The organism is Salinirubellus litoreus (assembly GCF_037335815.1).
In the GTDB taxonomy this organism is placed as follows: Archaea; Halobacteriota; Halobacteria; order Halobacteriales; family Haloarculaceae; genus Salinirubellus; species Salinirubellus litoreus.
In genome coordinates this window covers 1,315,376-1,333,158 of sequence record NZ_CP147841.1, presented here as the reverse complement: position 1 = coordinate 1,333,158, position 17,783 = coordinate 1,315,376, and the positions used below count along the sequence as shown (strand labels likewise).

The window sequence follows — 17,783 nt, the reverse complement described above, 5'->3', positions numbered from 1 at the left end:
TGCAGGAGGGAGCCATGTCAGAGACCACCTCGGAACGGGAGCACGAAGCGGTGATACGGCGGTACATCGAGAAGGGGTACAACGAGAAGGACCCGACGGTCCTGCAGGAGACGATGACCGGGGACGTCGTCGTCTACGGACTGTGGGGTGTCGACGGGCCGGTCGAGGGGATCGAGGCGTACGGGAAGTACGCGGCGACGATGATGGAGGCGTTCCCGGACGTCACGGGAACGATACACGACGTGGTCGTCGCGGGCGACCGCGCGACGGCACGGTGGACCATCGCCGGCACCCACGAGGGGGAGCTGTTCGGCATCGAGCCCACGGGCGAGTCCATCGAGGTCGAGGGGATCGCTCTCTTCCGTATGGAGGACGGGAGGATCGCCGAGAAGCGGTACCGCCAGGACGACCTCGGTATGCTCGAACAGCTCGGCCGGGTCGAGGACCTCACGCGGTGATCGAGGATGGCGACCGAGGAACCCGCACGGGAGGTCGAACCGCGTATCGAGACCTACCGCTTCCACGAGCGGGAGTGGGACGGCTACGGGGCGCTGTACGACGCGTTCGAGTGGGAGATACCTGCGAAGTTCAACGCCGCGACGTACTGCTGTGACCGGTGGGCCGAGGCCGACCCCGACCGGGTCGCGCTCCACGCGGTCGAGGCGACCGGGGAGCGCGAGTACACCTACGCCGACCTGCGGTCGATGGCGGACCGGCTGGCGAACCACCTGCGGGAGCGGGGGGTAGGGCGGGGTGATCGCGTGGGAGTCAGCGGCGCACAGAAGATCGAGTTCGTCGCCGCTCACCTCGCGGTCTGGAAGCTCGGTGCGGTGACGGTCCCGCTGAGTCTGCTGTTTGGCCCCGACGGCCTCGGCTATCGGCTCCGGGATAGCGGCGCGAGCGCGTTCGTCGCCGACGCGGCGGCGCTGGAGGCGCTCCGGGAGGTACGGGGGGACTGCCGGGACCTCGACACCGTCCTCACCGTGGACGCCGAGCCACGGGAGGACGAGGCGGGGTTCCACGCGGCTATCGAGGGGGAGTCCGAGCCGTTCGAGACCCGCGAGACCGGGGCCGACGAACCGGCGGCGATCCTCTACACCAGCGGGACGACCGGCCCGCCGAAGGGGACGGTCCACGGCCACCGGTTCCTGCTGGGCACGCTCGTCGTCTATCTGACGGTTGCCCGGGACATGAACCCCGCGACGGGCCGGCCGCTGTACTCGCCCGTGGAGTGGTCGTGGGTGGCGACGATGTACGTCGGCCTGCTGTCGAGCCTCTACTACGGCGGCTCGGTCGTGGCCGACGCGAACCCCGAGTTCGACCCCGAGCGTACCCTCGGAACCGTCGAGCGGTACGGCGTCGGGAGTCTCGCCGGGCCGACGACCGTCTACCGGATGCTGATGGAGGTGCCCGGGATCGAGCAGTACGACCTCTCCTCGCTCGACGTGGCGGTCCAGGGCGGGGAAGCGCTCGATCAGGCGGTCGTCGAGTGGCTCCGGGAACTGGTGGACGGAATCGCCGTCCACGAGGCGTACGGCCAGACGGAGGCGGGCGTCTTCGTCGGGGACTGCGAGGCCCTCGGCATCGCGCACGAACCGGGACACGTGGGCAAGCCGCTCCCCGGGTCGGAGGTGGCCGTGATCGGCCCCGAGCGGCCCGAGCGGGTCCCGGACGGGGAGGTCGGCGAGATCGCCCTCCGGTACGAGGGGAACCCGATGGCGTTCCTCGAGTACTGGAACGCCCCGGAGAAGACGGCCGCGGTCAGGAACGGCGGCTGGCACCGGACCGGCGATCTCGGGACCCGCCGGGCGGACGGGTTCCTCTCGTTCCACAGCCGCAAGGACGACGTCATCGTCACCTCGGGGTATCGGGTCGGCCCCGACGAGATCGAGGAGACGCTCGCCGGCCACGAGGCGGTCGCCGTCGCGGGCGTCATCGGGGTCCCCCACGACGAACGCGGGGAGGTCCCCAAGGCGTTCGTCGTCCCGGGGGAGGGCTACGAGCCGGACGACGCGCTCCGCGGGGAGCTACAGGGCCACGTCAAGGAGCGGCTGGCGAAGTACGAGTACCCCAGAGAGCTCGCCTTCGTCGAGGAACTCCCGCGGACGACGACCGGGAAGGTCAGACGCCAGAGCCTCCGGGAGCGCGAGGGACTGGCGGAGTAGCAGCCCTACGCCAGTTCCGAGCGGGCGGCCTCGACGCCCGCCTCGACCTCGCACTCGAATCCTGCGTCGTTCATCGCTTCGCCGACCGTCCGCACGCCGCGGACGATCTGCTCGGGGGTGAAGTTCCCCATGTTCGAGACGCGGAAGATCTCCCCGCCGAGGTGGGCCTGCCCGCCCGAGATGGAGACGTTGCGCTCCTTGACCGCGCCGAAGAACGCGTCCGGATCGTCCTTCACGACCGCGGGGAGTTCGATGGCGGTGAGCGTGTTCGACTTCTCGGTCCCCTCCCGGAGCGTCGGGAACGCCTCGAGGCCGAGCGCGTCGAACCCCCCGCGGAACGCCCGGGACTGGCGGCGGTGGCGTTCGATCCGCGGGCCCATTCCCTCCTCACGGATCTCCTCGACGGCGACCGCGAGAGCGCGGAACAGCGGCACCGCGCTCGTGAACGGCGTCTGGTGGCCCTCGGCCTTCCGGAGGTGCCAGTCGAGGTCCTCGTAGAACGGCGCGCCCTCGCCGTCGATGCGTCCCTTCGCCCGGTCGGTCACGAACATCGCGCTCGTGCCCGGTGGGGCCGCGAGCGCCTTCTGGGCGTCCGTGATGGCGACGTCGACGTTCCAGTCGTCGATGCGGAACTCGTCCCCGCCGATGGAGGTGACGCCGTCGACGACGAACGCCGCGTCGTGCTCGCGGGCGAGCTCGCCCACCTCCGGGACGGGGTTCAGGAGGCCGGTGCTCGTCTCGTTGTGGATCATCGTGACGACGTCGGTGTCGTCCGTTATCGCGTCGGCCACCGCGTCGAGGTCGAACGACTCCCCCCAGTCGACCTCGACGGGTTCGGCGCGGGCGTGGCGCTCGGCGATGCGCTTGAACCGGCGGCCGAACTTCCCGTTGACCAGCGTCACCACCTCGCTGCTCTCGTCCACGAGATTCGCCACCGCGGCCTCCATCCCCATCGTCGCCGTCCCGTTGAGGATGAGGGAGGTGCCGTCGGCGGCCGTCGACGCCTCGTCGGGCGTCGAGCGGGTGAACACGTAGTCGAGCCCCTCCTGGGCCCGGCGGTAGGTGTCCTCGAACTCGGCCGACCGGTGTGAGACCATCTGCTCGTCCATCGACCGCCGGACCGCGTCCGACAGCGGGACCGGCCCGGGGTTGAGGAGCAGGAAGTCGTCTGCGTCGCTCATACACGCCCGTGAGGGCGCGGGAAGATAAGCCTCGTCGTTCCGTGTGAACCCGTCGTTCGGGTGTGCTAACCGTCGCCACTCCTAACGTACCCCCGGATAACGCCCGAAACGTGGGGTCGATAGTCGACCGCGTCTGGGCGGACCTCCACGAGCGCGTCGGCGACGACCTCCGGGTCGTGACTCGCTGCGAGACCCGGAAGTTCGAGACGCGGATGCGCGAGGACGTCAGAGAGCGGTACTCCGAGGAGGAGGACCGGGCGATCGTCGACGACGCCATCGTCCGACAGCTGGGACTGTTCGACACCGAGCGACGGTTTGAGGCCGGGCCGCTGGAGGCGAACGTCAACGTCTTCGAGCAGGCGTGGGTGATCGCGTGGCCCGACCACCTTCCCGGTAAGTCCGGGGTCATCGTCTCCATCCAGCGTGACGGCGACGTCGCGACCATCCGGGACGTCGAGGACTGTCTCCGTTACCTGGACGAGGAAGTCGGGCCGATCCTCGACGAGTGAGCGGTCGGCCGGCGACGTCGACCCCGTGTCGTGTGCACGTGATGGCCCCAGGTGGCACACTCCACCGGGACCGGAACACGAGGACCGCTATCGGGCGACTCGAACCGCCGTCGTGCCCTGGGGACCGGATCGAGTGGGCTCGTTATAGTAGCGTTTGGAACCGATGACACACGCCGGAGGGTGACGTTCCCCCCGTCCGTGAGTACAGACATCCAAACGCGACTATAGCCATCACTCCGACGGGCCGCGGGTCGGGGACTGCGGACCGCTACCGTCGCTACGCTTATATTTCTATATTACATTAACAACCAATATGAATCGTCGTGCACTGCTCGTGCGTGCCGGTGTAGCGGGCGGTGTGCTGCTCGCGGGATGTACCGGCGCGGGCCCGGCACCCCAACCCTCCCCGGCCCCGGGAGAGCAGTCGTCCGAAGCCGGCGCCGCAGCGACCACCCCCACACCGCCGCCGACGCCATCGGCGACCGCCACGGGGACGGCCACGACCGAACCGACGTCGGTCGAGGACCTGAGCGCACCCGCGGTTCGCTCGGCCGGTCTCGGAGCGGGGACCTCCGAGCGGTTCACCGCCCTGGGAGGCCCGGTGGTCCTCACCCTCCGGTTCGACTACGCCGGAATGCGGAACTCCAACTTCATCGCCAGGGCCGTCGACGACGCGGGGGAGACCCTCCTGCCGTCGGTGCTGGCGATCAACGAGCTGTTCGAACCGACCCAGAGCGAGTCGACCAACGAGTACACCGCCCGGCTCGTGACCCACTTCGAGCCGGGGGAGTATTTCATCGACGTCACGCACGCCGGCGGCCCCTACGGCAACGGGGAGTGGGAGGTCACGGTCGAACAGCCCGGCGTACCCACGACCGGTCGGGCATCCCCGCTGACGGTCGAGAGGAACGACAGTGACGTGATCGGTCCGGTCGCGTTCGACGGGCCCACCCGGATCTCGCTGGAGACGCTCGAGCCCCGACTGGCGTTCGACGGCGACCCGGCGACGTACAACTACAACGTCCGGGCGGCCGACGCGCTGGGGAGACCGGGCGAGATCATCTTCAACTCGCTCGGACCCGCGCCCGAGTCCCTCTCGGCCGTCTGGTCCCCGAGCGAGGGGAACGTGGGTTACTTCAACGTCCACTCGTTCGGGCCGTGGCGGGCGACGATAGAGGCGGCCTGAGCGCGACCGCCGACCGACCGTAACCGGCCCGTTTTTGACGCCCGCGCGCCCGAGTTCCGGTGATGAGCGAGACCTCCGAGTCCGGGTCGCCCGCGGTGGACAACCCCTACGTCTGGGACCCCCCGACGGAGTTCGAGCCCGTCGAGGAGCTCTCGCCGGAGGCGGCCGAGGCACAGGCCGAGCGGCTCCGCGAGGCCGTCCGGTTCCACGACCGACGGTACTACCAGGAGGCCGACCCGGTGATCGAGGACCGGACCTACGACCGGCTGTTCGCCCGGCTGGAGGAGCTCGAGGATGCGTTCGACCTCGACACGGAAGGGTCACCTACCGAGCGGGTGGGCGGCGAGCCCCTGGACGAGCTCGGATCGGTCGAACACGTCGCCCCGATGCTCTCGGTCGACTCCTCGGGCGATCCGGAGGACGTCCGGGAGTTCGACGAGCGGGTGCGGCGGACCCTCGAACGGGCCGACTGGGAGGGGGACCCCCACTACGTCTGTGAGCCGAAGTTCGACGGCGTGAGCGTCGAGGTGATCTACGAGGACGGCGTCTACGAGCGGGCCGCGACCCGGGGGGACGGCGAGACCGGCGACGACATCACCCGGAACGTCCGGACGGTGCGGTCGGTCCCCGCACGGCTCGGCGGCGACCCCCCGGAGTTCCTGGCCGTTCGAGGTGAGCTGTTCATGCCGCGTGACGCCTTCCAGGCGTACAACCGGGAGCTGGTCGAACGGGGGGACGAACCGTTCGCCAACCCACGGAACGCGGTCGCGGGAACCGTCCGCCAGCTCGACCCGGGCGTGGTCGCCGAGCGCCCCCTCGACTGTTTCTTCTTCGACGTCCTCGAGTCCTCGCGGGAGTTCGGGAGCCACTGGGAACGCCACGAGACGCTCCCGGAGTGGGGCCTGCAGGTGAACGATCGGGTCGAGCGCGTCGGGGACGTGGAAGACGCCATCGACTACCGCGACCGCCTGCTCGAGGAGCGCGACGACCTCGACTACGAGATCGACGGGGTGGTCGTGAAGGTCGACGACTACGGGGCCTGCGAGACGCTCGGGTCGACCTCGCGCGCCCCCCGGTGGGCGTTCGCGTACAAGTTCCCCGCCCGCTCGGAGGTGACGACCGTCCGGAGCATCGCCGTCCAGGTCGGTCGCACCGGTCGATTGACGCCCGTCGCGCTGCTCGATCCCGTCGAGGTCGGCGGCGTCACCGTCTCGCGGGCGTCGCTGCACAACCCCGAGCAGATCGCCGAGCTGGAGGTGAACGTCGGCGATCAGGTCCGAGTGCTCCGGTCGGGCGACGTCATCCCGTACGTCGAGGAGGTGATCGAGAAGAACTCCGAGGGGCACTTCGAGTTCCCCGATCACTGTCCGGTCTGTGAGTCGGCGGTCGAACGCGACGGCCCGATGGCGTTCTGCACTGGAGGGTTAGCCTGTGACGCACAGCTCCAGCGCGCGATCCAGCACTACGCCTCCCGGAGCGCACTCGACATCGAGGGACTCGGGGAGCGGACGGTCGAACAGCTCCTCGATGCCGGTCTCGTAGAGCGGCTGCCCGACCTCTACGAACTCGAACGCGAGGATCTCTCGGGACTGGAGGGGTGGGGCGAGACGAGCGCTACCAATCTCCTCGCGGAACTGGACGCCGCCCGGGAACCACCGCTCGCGGACTTCCTCGTCGCCATCGGCGTCCCCGAGGTGGGGCCGACGGTCGCCCGCGACCTCGCGCGACACTTCGGCTCGCTCGACGCCGTGCGCGAGGCGTCGAGCGAGGAGCTACGGGCGGTGGAGGGGATCGGCGACGTCGTCGCCGGGGAGATACGGGAGTTCTTCGACTCCGAACGCAACGAGGACGTGCTCGCCGGACTGCTCGAACACGTCGACCCCCAGGAGGTCGACGTCGAGACCGGCGACGCCCTCGCGGGCCTGACGTTCGTCTTCACGGGCGCCCTCGAGGGGTTCACGCGGGACGAGGCACAGTCCCTCGTCGAGCGCAACGGCGGGTCGGCCACGTCGAGCGTCTCGGGCAACACGGACTACCTCGTCGCCGGGGAGAACCCCGGTCAGTCCAAGCTCGACGACGCCGACGCCGAGGACGTCCCGGTCCTCGACGGCGGGGCGTTCCGCGACCTGCTCGAAGAGCACGGGATCGAGGTGGAGTGAGCGACGGCGACGGGGACGAGCCGGGCAGTACCGGGGGTTTCAGATACGGACCCCGACCCGGTGGAGAACGAACGCGTAGCCGAGCGTCCCGAGCAGCAGCGTCGGGGCACCCAGGAGACGGAGGGGGAGCGCCAGCGAATCTCCACCGAGGACGAGCGCGGCCGCGAGCAGCGTGACGGCGACACAGAGCGCGACGACCCCGACGAGTCGCGGCCTGCGGGCTCGCCGCCAGTCGCGGTACGGTTCGCTCGAATCCGGTCCCGAGCTCCGGTCGGCGGCGACGGCTAACCCCCCGCGGACGAGCGCGACGACGACGAGCGCGACCAGCACCAGCGATAGCGGGTCGTTCCCGACGGCACCACCGACGACGCGCGACAGGCCGAGGAGGAGTCCGGCCCCGAGTGCGAGCGCCCCGCCGATCAGGGTCCCCTCGAACAGGTGGAGGGCCAGCCGGACCCGGCGGGCGTCACTCGGACGTGGCCACGCGCCGTTCGTCATCCCGGGAGAGTGAGACCGGAGGGACGTAAGTCCGTTCACGGCGGCGAGTACGACGAAGGGTACTGCTACCAGCTGACAGACCGGGATTCGGCGGAGGGAGGGCGAGGGGACCGGGGGGCGCGTCGTGGGCGGGCGATCCTGCGAGGGTTACCGGTCGACGTCGAGTTCGCCCTGGAGCTCGTCGAGCCAGCCCGAGTCCGAGAGCTCCTCCAGGCGGTCCTGGAAGTGGTCCTCGCAGAGGCCGACCTTCACCAGGTCCTTCTCGACGGCGACGGCCGCCTCGCGGTCGCAGTAATGACACTGCATACGAGGGGGTTCGACCCCGCCCGGTTTGAACCCTGCGGCCCCGTCAATCCGCGTCTCACGGGATTTAGGGATGGAGCGCGACCTCGCTCCGGAACCGGCGGTAGGCCGGCCGGTCGAGCCCCGCCCGCCCGAGGATATCGTCGTGCGCGTCGGACCCGCCAGTCGGAACGAGGTCGTGTGCGTCGAGCGCGCGATCGACGGGCCGGGAGTCGACCTCGCGGTCGTATGGATACCACCGCTCGACGGCCCCGACGCGCGGGTCCGAGCACAGGTCGAGGGCCGCGTCCGGGTCGGGGTAGCGAAACGGGTGTGCCAGCCCGACCAGCCCGCACGCATCGGCCAGGAGGTCGACACCCGTCTCGAAGTCGGGGACGTCGCGGGCGACGTAGCAGGGGCCGTCGCCGCCGATGAGCTCCGCGAACGCGTCGTCGTAGTCGTAGGGGGCGTCGCTGCGCGCGATAGCACGGGCGACGTGCGGTCGGCCCACCCCCGCCGAGAGGTCGACGTCGAGGTCGACGCCGAGACGGTCCTCGACGCACTCGACGATGGCCCGGCCGCGTTCGATCCGGTCGCTCTGGAGACGCTCGACTTCCGCGGAGAGCGCGTCCGTACGACGGACGCCGTAGCCGAGGAGGTCGACGCGGAACGGCCCGGCATCCACGCGGAGTTCGATGCCGTGAATAACGGTCGTCCCCTCGATGTGGACGACCGGCGTCGACAGATCGGGGTGGAGGCGGTCGTGGTCGGTGATACAGACGGCCCGCACCCCCGCACGGTCGGCGGCCGCGGGGACGTCCGCGAGCGCCATCGACCCGTCGGAGTTCCTCGTGTGCACGTGGAGGTCGGCGACGACCATGGGGGGGAGTAGGAGAGCCCCGGCAAACCCGTTGCGGGACGGAGCCTCCCGGTTCGGCCCTCGTTTGCCGGTACCCCCCCGGTGCCACGGCCATTAATGACCCTGAAAGACCCTAGCCGCCGGGGTAGAATCCAACCATAAAGTTCATTAAGGATCTCGAACTCTCACAATTTACGATGCGATTCATGGCAGACCTGGACGCGAAGCTGGACGGCCACAGCTACCCGGCGACGAGCGACGAACTGATCGAGGCCTACGGGGAGACCGTGCTGGAGTTCCAGGACGGCTCCGAGACGTTCGGCGAGGTGCTCTCTCGTCTGGGGGAGTACACCTACGAGGACAGCGAGAGTGCCCGGATCGCGACCTGGCAGGCCGTCTCGAGCGGGGCCGTCGGTCGCGTGGGCTACTCCGACCGCGACGCCCCCGGCATCGGCGAGGCCGGCCCCGAGCAGGTCTCGTTCTAGAGCGCAGGCGACCCAACCGTCTTCTCCGGCGAGCCCCAACACCGTCCGTGAGCGACAGTCACGACCGCGGTCGAGCGGACGAGAACGGGGCGTGGCGCGAGGAACTCCTCGCCCACCGCGAGGAGAAGGACCGCTTCTTCGCCGAGCACCGGCAGTCGCCGCTCCCCGACGACGAGCGGGAGACGTTCGACGGCCTGGATTACTACGACCCCGACCCGGCCTGCCGGGTGGAGGCGACCGTCGAACCCGTCGAGTCGGACGAGACCTTCGAGATGGAGATGACCGCCGGCCAGCCGGTCGAGTACGAGCGGGTCGCCCGCCTCGAGTTCGACCTCGACGGCCCCCGCGAACTCTACGCCTACCGGCGGCCCGGCGAGGAGGGCTCGCTGTTCGTCCCGTTCCGCGACGCGACCGCCCCCGAGGAGACGTACGGCGCGGGCCGGTACATGGAGTTCGAGGTCGACGGGCGGATCGAGGACGCCTCGACCGTGGCCCTCGACTTCAACCTGGCGTACTTCCCGTTCTGTGCCTACAACGACGCGTTCGCGTGCCCGCTCCCGCCGGCGGAGAACCACCTCGACGTTCGGATCGAGGCCGGCGAGCGGTTCTGAGCCCGATCGGGGTTCGTGGGGATCCGACGGGGGGCTCATACGGTCGTGCGTAACTATCTTTCATCAAGGAGAGAATCCCGCCGTGTACGGCGGGCGTGAATCCGACACGCACACGTATGTTGTCTGGGGAGTGAGTAAGTATCACCGACACAAAAGAACTGAGATACCTCCGAGTCACCGGGGCAGAACCACCCGAACCCACCGGCCGATAGGAGTAACGGGGGCGTGGCACTCCCATCGACACGTCGGGTCGGAAACGTACGTTCCCAACCCAGCGGTGCGGGGCCGTGGGAAGCCTCGCCGTGTACGGCGAGGAGGATGTCACTTTCGGCAGTCTCGGACTCCAGAGGGCTCAGCGGGTGAATCCGAACGAGGACACGCGATCGGCGGTAACGAATTACGCACGACCGTATCAGGGGACGACGCCGACGGTCAGCAGCGTCCCGTAGTTCCGGTAGCGCTCGACCATCGCCTCCCGGGTCGCCCACGAGTCGGTTGGGAACTCGCTCGCCGGGGGGATCTCCGTCTCCCGGTCGGGGACGTTGTCCTGCTCGGCGACGTGGAGGCCCGCCGCGCGGAACGCGTCACGGTACTCGCCGCGGGACCAGCGAGTCATCTCGGCGTCGATGTTCGCCTGCCAGCCGTGGCTGTGGACGTTCTCCTCGTAGTAGTTCACCGCACAGAAGAACGTCCCACCCGGCCGGAGGACCCGGGACACCTCCTCGAGGGTCCGGTGTGGGTCCGCCGAGTAGTAGAACGCCTCCATCGAGAAGCAGTGATCGACCGAGTCGTCCGCGAACGGCAGGTGACCGAAGTCACCCTGGAGGAACCCCACCCGGGGATCGTCCGTGTACGACCGGGCGTTGCGGACCATCTCGGCCGAGCCGTCGAGCCCGTAGGCGCGACCGGCGTCCGCCGTCCCCCGGAGCGCCCGGGCGGCGTACCCCGAGCCCGACCCGAGGTCGAGGACGGTCTCGCCCGCCTCGACGGGCATCCGCGCGAGGATCGGCCTCGCGGTGTGCCAGTGGCGTTCCTCCATCCCCCGGTCGCGGCCGTCGGCCGCCCAGGCGTCGAACTCCTCGCGGACGGTCATATGGGGGCCTCCGCGCGGACGGTGATAAGGGACGCGACACGGAGGCCCCGGTGCTCGGCGACGGCCCGACCGGGCCCGGCTCGCGTATCGCCGGACCGCCACGCCGAAGCATCCCGGGGGCCTGCCACCCGGCATGACCGAGCGCGAGGAGGACGGGAGCGAGGGAGGGACGGTCCTGACCTGGCTGGTCGAGCGCGACTACGACGACCGCGGGCTGGTGTCGCTCGTGTACGCCACCCCGGACGGCGAGCGCGCGCTCCGCAGGGAGCTCTCGGCACGGATGCTGGAGCGGAACCCGACGACCGCCGGGCGGGAGATCCCGGTCGCCGACCTCGAACCCGTTCCCGAGGCCGACCGCGGGCGCTATCGCCGGGAGGCACGACGGGTCCGCGAGAACCACGATCCGGACGAGGAGATATGAGATCTCGAGGGCCGCGAACGTCTCCACGGGCGGCCGTCGTCGAGAGGCCGATACGCACGTGAGGAACGAGATTCGACCGAGGGGCACAGCGTCGATTCGTCGGGGTCACCCGCACCCCGGTCCGTCGTTCGTTCAGTCGAACGTCTCGGCGTGTCGCTCGTAGACGACTGTCAGCGTGCCTGGCGCGGGACGGTCCATCGCCTCACAGAGCGTCTCGAAGGCTTCGAGCGTCTCGTCGGGGGATCCCGAGATCTCCTCGAAGTCGCTGCGCGCCACCTCCTCCCGTACCACGTCGTAGGTCTGTTCCAGCAGGCGTCGGACGGCGTGGGCGTTCGTCTTCGAACTGATCTCGAAGGTAGCGTCGTGCCTCGACATGCGTAGACGTAGCACGCACTCGGCAAAGAGGTATCGCCACATCCGTCTGCTCCGTATCCTGTTCGGGAGCGGACAACCGCACGGGACCGCGGACCTGGGGATAACCCCGTCCTACTCCCCCGGTTCGTCGTCCTCGTCGGAATCCGTGATCGAAGCGACCCTGGAGACCACGTCCGGGGCCATCCGCTCGCTGTACCCAGCCGCGAACCCGACGACGATCATCAGCTCCGGCGTGACCAGCTCCGGGGCCAGCAGCGCCCCCTCGGAGAGCAGCGACGTCTGGAGAACGAAGTAGAACAGCAGCGCGGAGATCGCCCCGATCACTCCCCGCGCGCCGGTGACGGTGAGCTGGTTGATCTGCTGGGCGACGTCGGTCGAGAGCGCCCGGTTGCGGAGCGACCGCATGCCGAACAGCGAGGCACCCATCACCCCGGCGACCGTCATGAAGAGGGCGAAACCCGGAGAGGCGACCTCCGCGCCGGTCGCGCCGAACGGGGTGGCGAGGAAGCCGGCCACGGCCCCGGCGAGGCCGGGGGCGTCCGCCCACATCCAGTCCGCGAGCGTGAGCACGAGGAGCGACAGCCCGGAGAGGGCGGCCATCAGGACGAGCTGGTTGAACTGTCGCTGTCGCTCGCTCCGGCCCATGTGGACGCGCTCGTACCGCTCGTGGAGGATTCGGCTGGCCGCCCGGAGCTCCGAGTCGGTGACGTCGTCCCTGAGCCCCTCGGACCCGTCACAGAGGAGGTCGACCACGGCCCGTCGCTGCCAGCCGCTCAACGCGTCGAGCGCCTCCTCGCGGACGGCGGCAGCGCGGACCTCGAGCTCCGACCGGTCCCCCTGACACTCCTCGGCCGCGGCGAGCCGTTCAAGCCCGTAGACCTCGAACCGCCGCGCGGTGTTGAGGTGACGCCAGGCCTCGTCGATGGCACCGCGGTCGAGGGCCTCCTCGGCCATCTCCAGCAGCTCCCGGCCGTACGCGACCCATGACTCGTCCTCCGAGCCGCTCCGCGTCGCCAGCAGTTCGAACTCGGGGCGGGCCGTCCGGAGCTCGCAGTGGAGACGGACGTAGGCCGCCCCGTTCATCGAACGTCTGGCCCACCACGCGCGCAGCCGGGACCCGAGGGTCCCGGCTCCCCCGAACCCCTCGGCCGTCTCGGACACGGAGGTCGCCCGTTCGCCGGTCGGTTCCGTGGACTCGGTGGTACTCATGATCACTATTGTTATGTTACCACATATCATAAATTGATCGCTGTAAGTGAATGTTTTTACCTCCGGCGGCGGGACGGGAGCGCGACCCGGCGACGAAGGCTCGACAGGAAATGGGAGGAGCCGAGCCGTGCGCTCGTCGTCACGGGAACCCCGGCTCGGATGGCGAAGGAGAACTGAAGGCATTTAGGACAGGGTTGGGAAGCACGTATATATGGCCGCCATCGAGCTGGCAGGGGTCGAGAAGCGGTTCGGCGACGTGACCGCGCTACGCGGGCTCGACCTCGCGGTAGAAGAGGGCGAGGTGTTCGGGTTCCTCGGACCGAACGGCGCGGGCAAGTCCACGACGATCAACGTCCTGCTGGACTTCGTCCGTCCGGACGCCGGCAGCGTCGAGGTGCTCGGCCGGGACGCGGGTACCGAATCGGTCGCCGTCCGCGACCGGACGGGCGTGCTCCCCGAGGGGTTCGACGTCTACGGACGCCTGACCGCCCGCGAACACCTCCGCTTCGCTATCGAGTCGAAGGGCGCGACCGACGACCCAGACGAACTCCTCGACCGCGTGGGACTCTCGGACGCGGCCGGTCGCCGCGCCGGGGGGTTCTCGACGGGGATGCGCCAGCGCCTCGCGCTCGCGATGGCGCTCGTCGGCGAACCCGACCTCCTCATCCTCGACGAACCGTCGGCGGGGCTGGACCCGAACGGGGCCCGCGAGATGCGCGAACTCGTCCGCGCCGAGCGCGACCGGGGGGCCACGGTGTTCTTCTCCTCGCACATCCTGGGACAGGTCGAGGCCGTCTGTGACCGCGTGGGCATTCTCCGTGAGGGCGAGCTCGTCGCCGTCGACTCCGTGGAGGGGCTCCGCGAGCGCAGCGGCGCGGAGACCACCCTCGAGATCGACGTCGAGACGCTCCCCGACGGCGCGGTCGAAGCCGCTCGGGGGGTCGAGGGCGTCTCGGAGGTCCGCGCAGAGGACGACGGCCGGCTCGTCGTCGCCTGCGAGGGCGACGTGAAGATGGACGTCCTCGAGGCGCTCGGCTCGGCCGGCGCGGAGGTCGAGGACTTCACCACCCGCGAGGCCTCGCTCGAGGACCTCTTCGCCGCCTACACGGAGGGGTCGGCGTGAACACCGACGCCCTGCTCCGATCGGTCCGGGTCGTCGCCGAGAAGGACTTCCGGGACGCGATCAAGTCCCGGGCGCTGCTGATCCTCGGTGCCGTCTTCGTCGTCTTCTTCGCGAGCGCGGCGTTCTTCTTCGCCGATCAGGTCTCGCAGGCGCTCCAGAACGCCGCGAACGCCTCGAACGGGACGAACGCCACGCAGGCCCAGCAGGTCCGCGAGAGCCTCAACTCCGACGCGTTCCTCGGTACGCTCACGCAGATCACCCGTCTCCTGATCCCGCTCACCGGTATCGTCGTGAGCTACGCCGCGCTCGTCGGCGAGCGCGAGTCCGGGACGATGAAGCTCCTGCTCTCGCTCCCGCACTCGCGACTCTCGGTCGTCCTCGGCAAGCTCCTCGGCCGGAGCGGCGTCGTCGCCGTGCCCGTCCTCCTGGGATTCCTGGTCGCCGCGCCGGTCTTCCCGATCCTGGGCGTGACGCTCGAACCCGTGGGGTTCCTCGCGTTCGCGCTCGCGACGGCGCTCGTCGGGATCGTCTTCGTCGCCATCTCCCTCGGCGCGAGCGCCGCCGCGTCGACGGCTCGACGTGCCGTCGTCGGCGTCGTCGGGCTCTACGTCCTCTTCACCCTCCTCTGGGGCCAGTTCTCGAACGCGGTCTTCCAGCGGATCGCCGAGAACACCGACCTGGGGAACGAGGCGCTGATCCAGACCTTCCTCGTCATCCGGCACATCAACCCCGTCAGGGCGTACGAGTCGCTCGTCGCCAGCGTCGGCCCACAGTCGCCGCTCGAAGCCCGGACGAGCGTCTTCAGCGGCTTCCAGGGACAGATCTACGCGCAGGCGCTCCAGCAGGGCGATGGCCTCCCCGTCTACCTCACCGACCCCGCGCTCGTGATCTACCTGCTGCTCTGGATCGTGGTTCCGGTGGCGCTCGGCTACTGGGCGTTCGAACGGGCGGACCTGTAGAATCGGACGGAGGTGGAGACGTCGGCGGTCGTTCGAATCATCGGGGAGGGCGAACACCTAAGCCACGGTGGAAGGACCTCACGACGATGGAAGGCAATACGACGCGAGTCCCCTACATCACCGAGCGGGAGCAGGTCCCGGAGGGGGGCGGCGAGCGTTACGACGACATCATGGAGAGTCGGGGGCGGATCAGCGGCCCGTTCGGCGTGCTCCTGAACAGTCCCGAACTCGCGGGTAGAGTGGGACACCTCGGCGCGTACGTGCGCTTCGAGAGCGGACTGCCCGACTCGGTTCGCGAACTCGCTATCCTGACGACCGCTCGGGAGTTCGACTGCGCCTACGAGTGGGCGGCCCACGAGCCGATCGCCCGGGAGGCGGGCGTCCGCGAAGAAGCGATCGAGGTCGTCGCCGAACGCGACCCGCTCGACGACCTCACCGGGACCGAGGCGCTGGTCGTCCGCTACGGACGACACCTGTTCCGTGACCGCGCGGTCCCCGACGACCCCTTCGAGGAGGCGAAGGCCGAGTTCGGCGTCGAGGGCGTCGTCGAACTCACGGCGACGATGGGCTACTACAGCACGATCGCCTGCGTGCTCAACGCGTTCGAGGTGACACCCGGAGAGGGAAGTCCGAAGCTTCCGTAGCACGGTACGGCCTCCCGTGACGCTATCGCGCTCGGCGGATAGGGGTGGAACGGGAGGTTGGGCGAACGAGGGACGAGCGCGCGAACCTGTCCGACTACTCCGGCTTCAGGCCGCTGCCCTTGACCCGCATGATCGCCTCGCCGTCGGGGAGGTTCGGCGCGTCGACGAGCCGGAAGATGCGCTTGTCGTTCTTCGATTTCTTCAGGTAGATACGGAACGTCGACTTGTGCCCGAGGATGTTCCCGCCGATGGGTTTGGTGGGGTCGCCGAAGAAGGCGTCCGGGTTCGACTGGACCTGGTTCGTGACGATCACCGCGGCGTTGTAGAGGTTGCCGACGCGGTCGATGTCGTGGAGATGCTTGTTGAGCTTCTGCTGGCGCGAGGCGAGCTCGCCGCGGCCGACGTACTCCGCGCGGAAGTGGGCGGTGAGCGAATCCACGCAAAGCAGGCGGACGGGGAACTCGTCCTCCTCGTACTCGCCGGCGATCTCCTTGGCCTTCTCCGCGAGCAGGATCTGGTGGTTGGAGTTGAACGCCTTGGCGACGTGGATCAGGTCGAGGAACCGGGAGACGAGCTCCTCCATGTCGCCCTCGTTCGAGGGGTCGGCGTCCTCCATCCCCTTGAGCTCCATCGTCGCCGCGAGGACCTCCTCGTCGAGCCCGCGGACCATCTCGTCGATGCGCTCGGGGCGGAACGTGTCCTCGGAGTCGATGAACACCGCACGTCCCTCGAGTCCGCCGTACTCGGCGGGGAGCTGGACGTTCACCGCGAGCTGGTGGGTGATCTGGGACTTGCCGGCCCCGAACTCGCCGTACACCTCGGTGATCGACTGGGTTTCGACGCCGCCACCCAGGAGTTCGTCGACCTCCGGGACGAGCGTCTTGAGCTTGCCGATGCGCTCGCGTCGCGCGAGGACGGCCGCGCCGGTCTCGAACCCGCCGATGTCGGCGGCGTCGCGCGCGGCGTTGATGATGTCGCCGGCGGAGGACTCGCCGACGTCGGCCTTGTTCGACAGCTCGGCGGGGCTGGCGACGGCGATGCTCTGGTACGAGTCGTAGCCGTTGTCCATCAGCTTCTCGGCCGTCGCGGGGCCCACGCCCGGCAGCTCCTCCAGGTCGGCAGCAGTCGTTGCCATGGACGGTCCTTCCGCGGGATAGCACATAAACCCTCGTTAACAGGCCAGTGAAAGTGAAATCGAAGGGCACAGCGGGGACGGGATGACAGTCCTGACACAGGTTCAAGTATGAGGGATCGCGGAACGGCCGGGAGCGGGGGTCGCGCGGCGGCGAGTCAAGAAGGACCGGATCGGCCCGCTCAGCCCCAGGGATGGCCGTTCCCCTCGGGCCACAGGGGGTACCAGTAGGAGGTGTCGTCCTCGACCTCGATCTCGCCGTCGAGGACGGACTGGAGCTTGAACTCGGCGCTCGAATCCCGTTCCCGGTTCGCCTCGGGGACGAACGGGTAGAACGAGCCGCGCCGGAAGGAGTAGATCCAGTAGGCCGTCGTGCCGTCTCGGTCGCGCGCGGCGGCGGAGCCGTCTCCCCCCCGAGACCCAGGTGTCTCGCGGGTGAAACTGAACAGCGCCGCGAGCAGTCGTGAGCCAAAGCCGTGCTCGACGAGCGTGTCGGCCGCGAAGTGGACGCTCGTGACCAGATCCTCGAAGTCGTCGTCGTGGAGGACGACCCACTCGTAGCCCTTCGAGTCCCCGCGGACCTCGAACTCGGTTCCCGTCTCCTTCTCGCCGGCCTCGAGGATCGCCTCGACCTCCTCGACGGCGTCCGCGAACTGCGAGGAGTCCACGCCCGAGAAGCAGAGTGCGGCGTCGGAGGTCGGGACGTACCCGAGGTCGGCCTCCATCGTGACGTACGCCGTCGTCATGCCGAACAGGTCGTCCGGGTCGGCGTTGCGGGCCGCGTCCGTCTCGGCCCGCACCCCCAGGACCTCCCGGAGGGTGTCGAAGATGCCCATACCGAAGGGAGAGGGCCCGGGAGGTAAAGGGAAGCGGTGTCGGCGCGTCGACGCGG

General features: G+C 69.3%; 20 protein-coding genes. 11 read left to right on the top strand and 9 right to left on the bottom strand.

All coding sequences use genetic code 11. The annotated features are described in order from the left end of the window. The first annotated feature begins 14 nt into the window (after window positions 1-14). Both WDJ58_RS06505 and WDJ58_RS06500 read left to right on the top strand, forming a co-directional pair. Window positions 15-458 carry an ester cyclase gene (locus WDJ58_RS06505; protein ID WP_338916836.1) on the top strand — a complete coding sequence of 148 codons (444 nt, stop codon included), beginning with the start codon at window positions 15-17 and terminating at the stop codon, window positions 456-458. A 6-nt stretch (window positions 459-464) separates the two neighbouring features. After that, window positions 465-2,165, top strand: a complete 1,701-nt coding sequence (locus WDJ58_RS06500) for an acyl-CoA synthetase (protein WP_338916834.1) — start codon at window positions 465-467, stop codon at window positions 2,163-2,165. Window positions 2,166-2,170: 5 nt separating this feature from the next. Here the strand turns inward: WDJ58_RS06500 and WDJ58_RS06495 are convergent, their stop codons facing one another. Continuing rightward, window positions 2,171-3,346, bottom strand: coding sequence for a pyridoxal-phosphate-dependent aminotransferase family protein (locus tag WDJ58_RS06495; RefSeq protein WP_338916832.1), 1,176 nt, complete (start codon window positions 3,344-3,346; stop codon window positions 2,171-2,173). Between the two features lie 110 nt (window positions 3,347-3,456). On the opposite strand from WDJ58_RS06495, the gene WDJ58_RS06490 reads away from it, so the two are divergent. The 3 genes from WDJ58_RS06490 (at window position 3,457) to ligA (ending at window position 7,200) form a co-directional block, all read left to right on the top strand. Next, a complete protein-coding gene (locus tag WDJ58_RS06490) occupies window positions 3,457-3,855 on the top strand; it encodes a hypothetical protein (RefSeq protein WP_338916831.1) in 399 nt (132 codons plus the stop codon). A gap of 313 nt (window positions 3,856-4,168) precedes the next feature. Continuing rightward, complete coding sequence (locus WDJ58_RS06485) at window positions 4,169-5,041, top strand: hypothetical protein (RefSeq protein WP_338916830.1); 873 nt, start codon at window positions 4,169-4,171, stop codon at window positions 5,039-5,041. A 62-nt stretch (window positions 5,042-5,103) separates the two neighbouring features. After that, window positions 5,104-7,200 (top strand): NAD-dependent DNA ligase LigA, encoded by a 2,097-nt coding sequence (gene ligA / locus WDJ58_RS06480; RefSeq protein ID WP_338916829.1) that lies wholly within the window; start codon window positions 5,104-5,106, stop codon window positions 7,198-7,200. 39 nt (window positions 7,201-7,239) lie between these two features. Here ligA and WDJ58_RS06475 read toward each other — a convergent pair whose 3' ends face one another. From WDJ58_RS06475 to WDJ58_RS06465, 3 genes are all read right to left on the bottom strand, one after another. Then, on the bottom strand, window positions 7,240-7,698 hold the full coding sequence (locus WDJ58_RS06475; protein ID WP_338916828.1) for a hypothetical protein: 459 nt from the start codon (window positions 7,696-7,698) through the stop codon (window positions 7,240-7,242). 147 nt (window positions 7,699-7,845) lie between these two features. Continuing rightward, a complete protein-coding gene (locus WDJ58_RS06470) occupies window positions 7,846-8,004 on the bottom strand; it encodes a DUF6757 family protein (RefSeq protein WP_338916827.1) in 159 nt (52 codons plus the stop codon). A 64-nt stretch (window positions 8,005-8,068) separates the two neighbouring features. Beyond that, window positions 8,069-8,860, bottom strand: a complete 792-nt coding sequence (locus tag WDJ58_RS06465; protein WP_338916826.1) for a PHP domain-containing protein — start codon at window positions 8,858-8,860, stop codon at window positions 8,069-8,071. A gap of 185 nt (window positions 8,861-9,045) precedes the next feature. On the opposite strand from WDJ58_RS06465, the gene WDJ58_RS06460 reads away from it, so the two are divergent. Both WDJ58_RS06460 and WDJ58_RS06455 read left to right on the top strand, forming a co-directional pair. Further along, a complete protein-coding gene (locus tag WDJ58_RS06460; RefSeq protein WP_338916825.1) occupies window positions 9,046-9,324 on the top strand; it encodes a DUF5789 family protein in 279 nt (92 codons plus the stop codon). Between the two features lie 47 nt (window positions 9,325-9,371). Continuing rightward, a complete protein-coding gene (locus WDJ58_RS06455; protein WP_338916824.1) occupies window positions 9,372-9,935 on the top strand; it encodes a DUF1684 domain-containing protein in 564 nt (187 codons plus the stop codon). Between the two features lie 412 nt (window positions 9,936-10,347). Here WDJ58_RS06455 and WDJ58_RS06450 read toward each other — a convergent pair whose 3' ends face one another. Beyond that, complete coding sequence (locus WDJ58_RS06450; RefSeq protein WP_338916823.1) at window positions 10,348-11,028, bottom strand: class I SAM-dependent methyltransferase; 681 nt, start codon at window positions 11,026-11,028, stop codon at window positions 10,348-10,350. A gap of 133 nt (window positions 11,029-11,161) precedes the next feature. Here WDJ58_RS06450 and WDJ58_RS06445 point away from each other — a divergent pair, with 133 nt between their 5' ends. After that, window positions 11,162-11,449, top strand: a complete 288-nt coding sequence (locus WDJ58_RS06445; protein ID WP_338916822.1) for a hypothetical protein — start codon at window positions 11,162-11,164, stop codon at window positions 11,447-11,449. Between the two features lie 132 nt (window positions 11,450-11,581). Here the strand turns inward: WDJ58_RS06445 and WDJ58_RS06440 are convergent, their stop codons facing one another. Together WDJ58_RS06440 and WDJ58_RS06435 are read right to left on the bottom strand one after the other, a co-directional pair. Continuing rightward, a complete protein-coding gene (locus tag WDJ58_RS06440) occupies window positions 11,582-11,824 on the bottom strand; it encodes a hypothetical protein (RefSeq protein ID WP_338916821.1) in 243 nt (80 codons plus the stop codon). Between the two features lie 111 nt (window positions 11,825-11,935). Continuing rightward, window positions 11,936-13,033 carry a hypothetical protein gene (locus tag WDJ58_RS06435; RefSeq protein WP_338916820.1) on the bottom strand — a complete coding sequence of 366 codons (1,098 nt, stop codon included), beginning with the start codon at window positions 13,031-13,033 and terminating at the stop codon, window positions 11,936-11,938. A 211-nt stretch (window positions 13,034-13,244) separates the two neighbouring features. Between WDJ58_RS06435 and WDJ58_RS06430 the strand changes: the two genes are divergently transcribed. The 3 genes from WDJ58_RS06430 to WDJ58_RS06420 all read left to right on the top strand — a co-directional run bounded on the left by WDJ58_RS06430 (window position 13,245) and on the right by WDJ58_RS06420 (window position 15,759). Next, entirely contained in the window at window positions 13,245-14,156 is a 912-nt protein-coding gene (locus WDJ58_RS06430) for an ABC transporter ATP-binding protein (protein WP_338916819.1), read from the top strand. Next, window positions 14,153-15,115 (top strand): ABC transporter permease subunit, encoded by a 963-nt coding sequence (locus WDJ58_RS06425; protein ID WP_338916818.1) that lies wholly within the window; start codon window positions 14,153-14,155, stop codon window positions 15,113-15,115. Before WDJ58_RS06430 ends, WDJ58_RS06425 begins: the two co-directional genes overlap by 4 nt. Before the next feature lie 86 nt (window positions 15,116-15,201). Beyond that, complete coding sequence (locus tag WDJ58_RS06420) at window positions 15,202-15,759, top strand: carboxymuconolactone decarboxylase family protein (protein WP_338916817.1); 558 nt, start codon at window positions 15,202-15,204, stop codon at window positions 15,757-15,759. A gap of 94 nt (window positions 15,760-15,853) precedes the next feature. Here WDJ58_RS06420 and radA read toward each other — a convergent pair whose 3' ends face one another. Further along, on the bottom strand, window positions 15,854-16,894 hold the full coding sequence (gene radA / locus WDJ58_RS06415; RefSeq protein ID WP_338916816.1) for a DNA repair and recombination protein RadA: 1,041 nt from the start codon (window positions 16,892-16,894) through the stop codon (window positions 15,854-15,856). Window positions 16,895-17,073: 179 nt separating this feature from the next. Continuing rightward, complete coding sequence (gene pspAB / locus WDJ58_RS06410) at window positions 17,074-17,727, bottom strand: PspA-associated protein PspAB (protein ID WP_338916815.1); 654 nt, start codon at window positions 17,725-17,727, stop codon at window positions 17,074-17,076. Window positions 17,728-17,783 lie beyond the last annotated feature (56 nt).

Excerpts from the sequence above, each read along its gene's own strand:
- WDJ58_RS06505 (WP_338916836.1), top strand. The coding sequence starts at position 15 with ATGTCAGAGACCACCTCGGAACGGGAGCACGAAGCGGTGATACGGCGG.
- WDJ58_RS06500 (WP_338916834.1), top strand. The coding sequence starts at position 465 with ATGGCGACCGAGGAACCCGCACGGGAGGTCGAACCGCGTATCGAGACC.
- WDJ58_RS06495 (WP_338916832.1), bottom strand. The coding sequence starts at position 3,346 with ATGAGCGACGCAGACGACTTCCTGCTCCTCAACCCCGGGCCGGTCCCG.
- WDJ58_RS06485 (WP_338916830.1), top strand. The coding sequence starts at position 4,169 with ATGAATCGTCGTGCACTGCTCGTGCGTGCCGGTGTAGCGGGCGGTGTG.
- ligA (WP_338916829.1), top strand. The coding sequence starts at position 5,104 with ATGAGCGAGACCTCCGAGTCCGGGTCGCCCGCGGTGGACAACCCCTAC.
- WDJ58_RS06475 (WP_338916828.1), bottom strand. The coding sequence starts at position 7,698 with ATGACGAACGGCGCGTGGCCACGTCCGAGTGACGCCCGCCGGGTCCGG.
- WDJ58_RS06470 (WP_338916827.1), bottom strand. The coding sequence starts at position 8,004 with ATGCAGTGTCATTACTGCGACCGCGAGGCGGCCGTCGCCGTCGAGAAG.
- WDJ58_RS06465 (WP_338916826.1), bottom strand. The coding sequence starts at position 8,860 with ATGGTCGTCGCCGACCTCCACGTGCACACGAGGAACTCCGACGGGTCG.
- WDJ58_RS06460 (WP_338916825.1), top strand. The coding sequence starts at position 9,046 with ATGGCAGACCTGGACGCGAAGCTGGACGGCCACAGCTACCCGGCGACG.
- WDJ58_RS06450 (WP_338916823.1), bottom strand. The coding sequence starts at position 11,028 with ATGACCGTCCGCGAGGAGTTCGACGCCTGGGCGGCCGACGGCCGCGAC.
- WDJ58_RS06445 (WP_338916822.1), top strand. The coding sequence starts at position 11,162 with ATGACCGAGCGCGAGGAGGACGGGAGCGAGGGAGGGACGGTCCTGACC.
- WDJ58_RS06440 (WP_338916821.1), bottom strand. The coding sequence starts at position 11,824 with ATGTCGAGGCACGACGCTACCTTCGAGATCAGTTCGAAGACGAACGCC.
- WDJ58_RS06435 (WP_338916820.1), bottom strand. The coding sequence starts at position 13,033 with ATGAGTACCACCGAGTCCACGGAACCGACCGGCGAACGGGCGACCTCC.
- WDJ58_RS06430 (WP_338916819.1), top strand. The coding sequence starts at position 13,245 with ATGGCCGCCATCGAGCTGGCAGGGGTCGAGAAGCGGTTCGGCGACGTG.
- WDJ58_RS06420 (WP_338916817.1), top strand. The coding sequence starts at position 15,202 with ATGGAAGGCAATACGACGCGAGTCCCCTACATCACCGAGCGGGAGCAG.
- radA (WP_338916816.1), bottom strand. The coding sequence starts at position 16,894 with ATGGCAACGACTGCTGCCGACCTGGAGGAGCTGCCGGGCGTGGGCCCC.
- pspAB (WP_338916815.1), bottom strand. The coding sequence starts at position 17,727 with ATGGGCATCTTCGACACCCTCCGGGAGGTCCTGGGGGTGCGGGCCGAG.